Genomic DNA, 8161 nt, shown 5'->3' with positions numbered 1-8161 from the left:
ATCACCGCGCCTCTCCTCGACTCTACTCAAGCGCGGGAAGACTGATGCTGCCGACGCAGAGGCGATCAGCGAAGCTGTCGCGCGCAATACCATGCGCTTCGTCCCGGTTCGTCGAACACTGCAATCACGTCCGCTATCATGAGAGCATCGACAACCTCACTCCTGTCGATGTCTACTTCGGCAGGGCTGAGGCGATCCTTGCAAGCCCGCAGCAATTGGCTCTTCCATTCGGTCGTCCCCCATCGCGGGTGTCAAGCCGCGCACGCGGGACCGCGATTTTAATCGACCCGAAGCTACCGGTCAGCGACCGCGGCTGGCTGCCGTGTCGATGCCCGTAACGGGGCGTTCCCTCATGGCCGGCCTTCATGCCGCGTCCGTAGCGCGGCCGCGCAAGGGCCGCATCGAGCTCGCTGCGGAGCAATTCCTCTAATGAGTTCCCGCGTTGGTTTCCGCACCGCCGTTTCAACCGGATCGAACCAATTTCGAAAAGCTGCGGAGCCGTCTCTCTTTCACACGGCGGGGAAATGCATCTTTGTGACATTGCTGGTCATGGCATGGTCTCCGATCCGGCGCTCCAAACGGCGGATGATTCGAGGTTGATCACCTCAGAGACTACGCCGCTTTCAATTCCAACCAATCCTGCGGCGGGACCCTGTCTGAAATCCGCCAGCCTGTCGGGAACGCAACCCGGAGCGCGAGAAAAATAGCACGTCTGGCTCTGCGCATAATGGCCCAACTCTTGCGAGGGGCGAGCGGGCAAAGGTCAGGTTGGAGATTGAGAATGGCGAGCGTGTCAAAGCTAAAGGTGTTTGCGGCCCTGAGTGCGGCCAGTGTTGCGCTTGTGCCAATATCGGCAAAAGCTCCGATATGGAGTTCGAGCGCTCAATACGGGAGCTTTTCAATCGATGGCTACAGTTGGAACAACGACGTATGGGGCAGGGGCGCAGGACCCCAGACTATCTCGGTGAGTGCTGTCAACCAGTGGGGGGTGTGGTCGAACCAGCCTGATACTGGTGGCATCAAGAGCTATCCCCACGAGGGTTTCAATGTCGGCAAACCGCTCAGTTCGATCAACACTCTGATCTCGAACTTCAATCAGGAAGTTCCGACTAGCGGCGCCTGGGACGTCGCCTACGATATCTGGGATAGCTCAAATCAGTATGAGATAATGCTCTGGACGAATTACACCGGCAATCCCGATGGTGGCGGCAACGTCAAGCCCATTTCTTACAAGTACGCTTCTTCCGGGGCGGCGATACCGATCTACACAAATGTCGATGTAGGCGGAGCGACTTGGAACGTGTTTCAAGGAGAAAATCACCATAAGGTCATCTCATTCCTGCGCACTTCGAAGACCAACAGTGGGACGGTGGATATCAAGAGTGTCCTGCAGTGGATCAAGTCTAAAGGGTACTTTGGGGAGATAAACGTCGGCAACGTCCAATACGGCGTTGAGATCACCTCCTCTCCAGGTGGGATGAACTTCAACTTCAATAATTGGACCCTGACATCGAGGTGAGTACCCACGGTCGGTGAGGTGAAGTGGCATCGGATTTTGGACCGGCGGCTCAGATGGTGCGGATGCCGTTTTGTTTTGATAAACGGAGACCATGAAGAAGAACGAGACGGAAAATCGAAGCAGCGCTGAAGGCAAAGATCGCCTTGGAGCCGCTGCGAGAACAATCAAAGGTGACGGATCTGGCGCTACCAGCGGTGGAGAGAAAATTACGTGAGGCAACAACTCAGTTCAGGAACATTTTCGGCCAGGCAATGCGACAGCTCCCTAGCAAACATGTGGAGCTGATCGCACCGGACGAAAATCGATTCGCACAATGCTCACGCTGCGTGGGCAGCCCGTCGGGGGCTGGGTGGTTTGTTGCGGGGGCGACGTCGAGAAGTGGACTCTTCGCCTAGTCGCCCTCGATCTTCGTTCGCAATCCCCCGAGGAGAGAAACATGTCGTGGGACGACCAGCAATTCTAACGGACGAAAGCTGTGCCGCTGCTCCTACCTTGCAGTGCGCCCGTTTTTCACAAGCTCAAAGAAATAGCGAGCGAAATACGCAATTTTGGATTTTCGCATCACCACCGAACTTTCGGCACTGTTCTTGAAACGGGCCATTCCGCACCTCGCCGAGTTGGGTGAGAACGATCAATGCCCGCTGCGCGACCTTTCGTGAGCGAAGGTAGCGGGAGATGTCCCGATCGCTGTTGAGCGCCGCGCTCGTGACGTGGGCAACGGGCTTGATCGTCATGCGATCGTGGTGAGCTTGAAGGGCCGCACGCAGAACCGACGATTTCTTATGCGCCTTCAATCATCGGAAACCCTTGTTGGCCTCGATCATGCCGGCCGCGACCCATCGCAAGGTCATACCGGCATCCCGCCGGCGTTTGACGTTGCGCGTGACCCGGCGAATGGTGCCCTGAAATGGACCCCGGTTTTGGGACGAGAGGCCAGGTTGGAAAAGGGCCGCTCCGTTTGATCGACGGAGGGCATGATGACGAAGAAGACGCGACGGAAGATCGACGCGGTGTTGAAGGCAAAGATCGCACTGGAAGCGGTGCGGGAGCAGGCGACGGCTGCCGATCTGGCCCAGCGCTATGAGGTTCACCGAACCAGATCTATGCTTGGAAGAAGCAGCTGCTGGACCAGGCGGCCCGGCTTTTGACGTGGGTGTCGGGCGCGAGAGCGAAGGAAACGCGCGAACGCGAGATCGAGAAGCTGCACGCCAAGATCGGACAAACTGACGGTCGAGCGCGAGTTTTTAGCGCGGAGGTCCGGAAGATGAGCACGCCGGACCGTCGAGGAATGCTCGAGCGCGTCGACCAGGCGCTGTCGATCCGTCGGCAATGCATGTTGCTCGGCATCGCCCGTTCTAGCGTCTACCGGCCGCTACAGCCGGCCAATTCAACGACCTTGCCCTGATGCAGCGGATCGACGAGCTGATCACCGCCTGGCCATTCCTGGGCTCGCGGCGAATGACCGCGATGCTGAGGCTGAGGGGCTTGCGGTCAATCGCAAGCGCGTGCAACAGTTGATGCGCAAGATGGGCATCGCCGCGCTGGGACCGAAGCCGAACACGACAAAGCCGGCGCCGGGCCACAAGATCTCTGTCCCGATCTGCTGCGCAACATGAACGATCGACCGGCCGAACCAGGTGTGGGCGGCCGACATCACGTATCTGCCCATCGGCCGCGGCTTTCTCTATCTCGTCGCCATCATCGACTGAGCGAGCCGTGCGGTTCTGGCGTGGCGGCTGTCGAATACGATGGACGTCTCGTTCTGCGTGGCGGCTCTGGACGAGGCGCGGCGACGTACGGCACGCCGGAGATTTACAACACCGACCATGGCAAAGGCGTTCTCCGATCGCATCCGCCAGCGCGCTTCCGCTCGCGGTTACAAATGGCATCTGGACGAGGTCGTTATTTCGATCGCGGGCGAACAACATTGGCTCTGGCGCGCTGTCGACCAGAATGGCTTCGTTCTCGACGTCTTGATCCAGCCCCGAAGAGACTCGCGCGCTGCGCAGCGGCTCATGAAGAAGCGCTTGAATCCGCCGGCACGCCGCTGCGCGTGATGATCACGGACAAGCTCCGTTCGTACGGCGCTGCGAGGGCGAGCATGGGCTTTCACGTCGGACATCGCCCGCACAAAACTCTCAACAATCGCGCCGAGAATTCTCATCGGCAGACGCGGCGACGCGAGCGGATCATGAAGCGTTTCAAAGCGCCCCATCAGGCTCAACGGTTTTAGTCAGTTCACGATCAGGTCGCGAACGTTTCCGCATCCCCTATCTCGGAGCTGTCGCCGCCGACCTCCGTCGTGCTTCGCGCGAACGAGCCTTTGCGACTTGGCGCGAAATCTCCGCGACAAGCGCTATCGCCGAATCTCGGACCTTTGAAAATCGCCTCCTTCGTCTCGGCGGTCGATTAAGTTGACGATGCCATCCATGCGTCGCCCACACGTTCTTCCTTGGCCTTCTTGCATCATGGCCGACGAAGACCGAGATGCAGCCCGCAAAGCTGATCGGCCGCTACGGCAGGACGTTCTGGTGTGTTCGAGGTCAGACATACGGCTTGCCTCAACAATCGCTAGCCTTGTCGCGTAAGCGACATAGCTATCGGAAGCCGTCGGGAATGCGCATCGCTTCGCTGGCATGGAGTCTGCTCACCACCAGGGGCGTAGAAGCGACGCCACGACATCGAACGTCGTTGCGGATGGCGCGCACATGTGTTGTTCGTGAGGTGATATGCGACCTGGAGTTCTTATACGGGGCGCGGCAGCAGTTACGCTTGCCGCTTGCGGTGGCGCGAATTCGGCGGATCTCGATCCAGCGGTGAAGGTTTCATCCGACACTGTGGAGCTGGACCGGGAATTATATTGGCGTGCACGGCGGTGGCGGCTATGCCGGACATCTTCAGTGACCCCTAGGCCCATCTATCTATGGCGACGTCGTCCATACCCCTGCATCCCTGGCCGGGGGCCAGAGCGGTGATCACAGCTTTAGACCGTGCCGCCCAGTCGCCCACTCAGGTGTCTGGGAGATCGGAGCCTGATTCTGGCCCAAGACTTGCGTGCAACGTTTAGGACGCTTTGTGCGCAAGGGTCAGTGCTGGGCTTTGGAGGAGACACTGAACGCAGCTGCGCCAATTTCGTGAGGTCAACCCCAGCCTCCGTTATCCCCACACAACGAGGACGAGTGAACGATCATGTACAAGCTCGGCGCTTTCATGCTTGCGCTGCTGGGTCAGCAGGGATTGGCAGCCGCGCAGGCTCCGGCCGACAACATTGCAAAGCCGCTGCTGGTGCCGTCCGATTACGAGCGAGCGCTAACGATCGGCGCTCAATATAACCAGCTCACTGTCAATATGCCCGACGTTCCGTTCTGGCTCGCAGAGGGCGAAGCGTTCGTCTACCGACGGACGACTCAAGGCAAGCACCAGTTCATGCAGGTCGATGCTGCCACTGGCGGAAAGCAGCCGGCTTTTGATCATACCCGCCTCGCGGCGGCGCTGGCCAGGGCAAGCCTCGAGAACTATAAGGCCGACAATCTGCCGTTCGACCGTTTCGAGCTGGCCGACGATGCTCGCATGATCACCTTCAACATCGACAACACCCGGTGGACATGCGACCTCGTAAGCTATGGCTGCACAGCCAATGCCATGCACCCGGACGTCCATCAACAGATGGGCTATGACCCCACTCCGCCCGCGGAGAACGATCCGGAGAACACAAGCATATCCCCTGACGGCAAATGGTTGGCCTATACTACAAAATACAATATCTTCCTGCGCAGCGAGGACGGCTTGCAGGACATCCCTTTGACCTGGGACGGATCGGAAGGCAACTACTATGCTTTCTCGACGCTAAGATGGTCTCCAGATTCGCGTCACCTCGCGGCTTACCGCATCCGTCCAGGCCACAAACGTCAGATCCACTACATCGAATCGTCCCCGACGGACGAGCTTCAACCTAGATATTCGACGATGACGTATCCGAAGCCGGGTGATGCCTTGCCGCTGCTCCAGCCGGTGCTGTTTGACATCATCATGCAGAGCAAGATTGAAATCGACAATGCTTCCTTTCCAAATCCCTACCACCTTTCGCCGATCAAGTGGTGGAAGGATGGTCGCGGGTTCACCTTCGAGTATAATCAGCGCGGGCACCAACTCTATCGACTTGTCGAGGTGGAAGCTGCTGCGGGTAAGGTGCGCTCTCTGATTGATGAGCGCAGCATTACCTTCATCGATTACCAGCCTCTGGTGATGGACCAGCAGAAAACTGGAAAGTTCTTCCGCTACGACGTTGAGGACGGAAAGGAGATCATCTGGGCGTCCGAGCGCGATGGATACGAGCATCTGTACCTCTTCGATGGCCGAACCGGCGAGCTCAAAAACCAGATCACTAGAGGAGATTGGGTGGTTCGCGCGGTCTACTACGTCGATCCGGTCAAGCGCCAGATTTGGTTTGGTGCGAGCGGGAGGGACAAAGGGGAAGATCCCTATTTTGTCCATGCTTACCGTGTCGACTTCGATGGGAACGGACTGACCGCGCTCACTCCTGAACCGGCCAACCATCACATTGAGTTTTCGCCTAACGGCCGCTACTATGTCGACCTTTGGTCACGCATCGATGTCCCGCCGCGCTTGGCGCTGTATCGCGCCAGTGATAATGCCGAGCTGATGCAGGTTGAGAGCGCCGATATCTCGGAACTCATCGCCTCCGGCTGGCAGCCGCCCCTCAGCTTCCATGCCAAGGGCCGGGACGGCGAGACCGATATATGGGGGGTTATTCACAAGCCCCTCAACTTCGATCGAAACAAGAGATACCCGGTGGTGGAAAACATCTATGCCGGCCCTACGGGTTCTTTCGTTCCGAAGTCGTTCTCGGCCTTGGTTGAGCCGCTCACCCAAATGGGGTTTATCGTCGTTCAGATCGATGGAATGGGTACGAACAATCGCTCGCGCGCGTTCCACGACATTGCCTGGAAGAATTTAAAGGACGCCGGCTTTCCCGATCGGATTCTATGGCATAAGGCGGCGAGCGCGAAGTATTCATGGTACGATATTTCGAACGTCGGCATTTTTGGCGGGTCCGCCGGCGGGCAGAACGCGGTGAGCGCGCTGCTCTTCCATTCTGATTTTTACAAGGTGGCGGTGGCTAACAGCGGCTGTTACGACAACCGGATGGACAAGATATGGTGGAATGAACAGTGGATGGGTTGGCCGGTTGGTATCGAATATTCGCTGTCCTCCGCCATCGACAACGCCCACAGACTACAGGGTAAGTTGATGCTCGTTGTCGGCGAAATGGACCGCAATGTCGATCCGTCCTCTACCTTCCAGATGGCTGATCGGCTCATCAAGGCAGGAAAATACTTCGACATGCTTGTGGTACCCAGTGCAGATCACGGAGCGCCCGGCAATTATAGCGAGCTCAAGCTTCTGGACTTCTTCGTTCGCAATATTCTTGGGCAGATACCACCTAACTGGAACGCCCTACCGATTGAGCTGCTGAAACCCAATTAAGGGCCATGATTGCGCGAAGAGCTATCATCATTTAGGTCCAACGCCGTGGCGACTCGAACGAGCGCCCTCCGATTTCGCTTGTCTCTCAGCATTAGTAAGCAAAAGCACAGTCATCTATGACTCTTTGGGAGTTTTGGGACAGGCGCTGAACCTCCTCCGAATGAGTGGACACCTGTAGTAGGCTCATTGAGCCCGGAGGTGTCGAATGGAACGTCAACGTCGGTCATTTACCGAGGAGTACAAGCGCCAGGCCGTCGAGTTGGTGGTGTCCAGCCGTCGCACGGTCACGTCGGTGGCCAAGGAGCTCGGTCTGCGCGACTCGGTGCTGCGGCGCTGGGTCGACAAGCTCCGGCAGGAGCCGGCATCGGCGAGGTGGCGCCCCACCACGCAGGTGACGCCGATGTCGGCGGACCAGGCTTCGGAGATCGCCCGGCTGCGCCAGGAGACCGAACGAGCGCGACATTTTAAAAAACTGTCCAGAGCCGTTGCACGCTGCGCGGGTTAGAAACAGCCTTGTGCTATTCTCTGCGGCCGGGAGGGCAGCGGCCGTCAGCTTATTGGAGGCGCAATAGCTTCTTCCATACCTTGAAGACCGAACTCGTTCATCATCGCAACTACAAGACCCGCGCCGACGCCCAGCGTGATATCTTCGCCTTCATCGAGGGCTTCTATAACCGAACAAGGCTCCATTCCGCCGTGGGATATATCGCCCCGATCGAGATGGAGCTAAACGTCGCCTAAACCCGTCTAATTTTTTGGGGGAAGATCATACGGGACATTCACCGTTCAGCTGTTGCTGCCGCTAGCACCCCTGCCGGTTAAAACTCGACGGCGTTCTCAACATCGAACCAAGCATTGGGCCGAGGCTCGTCAGCTTCTCGGAAGCTAGCGCCCCATTCTGAGATCTCTGGACACTTGACCAACGCAATGCCTTCGAAGCGGCTCTTGGCTCGGCCGGTAAATTGCAAAGGTGAGTGTCGATTTCGCCGGGCTGTTGTTTTCGAGCGCGTCAATCAGCTTCTCGAACTGAACCCTCCGTAGCTCGCGCGGAGGATCCGAGCTTAGCTCGGAGGTTGAGAAACCTCTACGTTCTCCAATGAGCGTGGTGAGTCGATCGTTAATAAGCCGAATTGG

General features: G+C 57.9%; 5 protein-coding genes and 4 pseudogenes. 7 read left to right on the top strand and 2 right to left on the bottom strand.

Going from position 1 to position 8161, the window contains the following annotated elements:
• Window positions 1-124 (top strand): annotated as a pseudogene (locus tag IC50_RS41860) (IS110 family transposase); the annotation flags it as partial.
• A gap of 34 nt (window positions 125-158) precedes the next feature.
• Here the strand turns inward: IC50_RS41860 and IC50_RS43615 are convergent.
• Window positions 159-488 (bottom strand): annotated as a pseudogene (locus tag IC50_RS43615) (IS256 family transposase); the annotation flags it as partial.
• 293 nt (window positions 489-781) lie between these two features.
• Between IC50_RS43615 and IC50_RS37445 the strand changes: the two are divergent.
• Window positions 782-1519 carry a glycoside hydrolase family 12 protein gene (locus tag IC50_RS37445; protein WP_014497847.1) on the top strand — a complete coding sequence of 246 codons (738 nt, stop codon included), beginning with the start codon at window positions 782-784 and terminating at the stop codon, window positions 1517-1519.
• Window positions 1520-2214: 695 nt separating this feature from the next.
• Here IC50_RS37445 and IC50_RS39905 read toward each other — a convergent pair.
• Window positions 2215-2421, bottom strand: a pseudogene (locus IC50_RS39905) (IS256 family transposase); the annotation flags it as partial.
• Window positions 2422-2783: 362 nt separating this feature from the next.
• On the opposite strand from IC50_RS39905, the gene IC50_RS41855 reads away from it, so the two are divergent.
• From IC50_RS41855 to IC50_RS41850, 5 genes and pseudogenes are all read left to right on the top strand, one after another.
• Window positions 2784-2924, top strand: a complete 141-nt coding sequence (locus tag IC50_RS41855) for a hypothetical protein (RefSeq protein ID WP_154694111.1) — start codon at window positions 2784-2786, stop codon at window positions 2922-2924.
• A gap of 427 nt (window positions 2925-3351) precedes the next feature.
• Window positions 3352-3932 (top strand): annotated as a pseudogene (locus IC50_RS37420) (IS6 family transposase); the annotation flags it as partial.
• Between the two features lie 776 nt (window positions 3933-4708).
• Window positions 4709-7027 carry a S9 family peptidase gene (locus IC50_RS37410; protein ID WP_011084771.1) on the top strand — a complete coding sequence of 773 codons (2319 nt, stop codon included), beginning with the start codon at window positions 4709-4711 and terminating at the stop codon, window positions 7025-7027.
• Between the two features lie 205 nt (window positions 7028-7232).
• Window positions 7233-7532 (top strand): transposase, encoded by a 300-nt coding sequence (locus IC50_RS37405; protein WP_011084772.1) that lies wholly within the window; start codon window positions 7233-7235, stop codon window positions 7530-7532.
• A gap of 8 nt (window positions 7533-7540) precedes the next feature.
• Complete coding sequence (locus IC50_RS41850; protein WP_370091571.1) at window positions 7541-7768, top strand: IS3 family transposase; 228 nt, start codon at window positions 7541-7543, stop codon at window positions 7766-7768.
• Window positions 7769-8161: the final 393 nt, after the last annotated feature.

The organism is Bradyrhizobium genomosp. I (2014) (assembly GCF_000261685.1).
Lineage (GTDB): Bacteria > Pseudomonadota > Alphaproteobacteria > Rhizobiales > Xanthobacteraceae > Bradyrhizobium.
The sequence above is the reverse complement of the archived record's forward strand: the minus strand, read 5'-3'. Positions and strand labels throughout refer to the sequence as shown.